The 231-nt window shown below is 48.1% G+C and carries 1 protein-coding gene; it reads right to left on the minus strand.

The features are described from left to right. A partial coding sequence (locus IQ209_RS18105; protein ID WP_193852549.1) for a helix-turn-helix domain-containing protein occupies positions 1-217 on the minus strand: 217 nt, incomplete at its 3' end. Positions 218-231 lie beyond the last annotated feature (14 nt).

Below are 231 nucleotides of genomic sequence, written 5' to 3' on the forward strand. Positions count from 1 at the left end.
CGACCGCTTCCTCAACGCGGTTCTTGAGGTTGGGTACACGACGATCTTGATTAATCAGGGCATCGACGCCTCCTTCTGCGACCAATTCCTGGTAACGATAAAACGTATCCCGTGAGACGCCCATAATTTGACAGGCTTTCGAGACATTACCGAGCTCCTTGGCGAGATTCAACAAACCGACTTGGTGTTTGATAATAGGATTGCTAGTATGAATCATGAGAGTTACCTCGT

This window comes from Xenorhabdus sp. BG5 (assembly GCF_015163665.1).
Taxonomy (GTDB): Bacteria; Pseudomonadota; Gammaproteobacteria; order Enterobacterales; family Enterobacteriaceae; genus Xenorhabdus.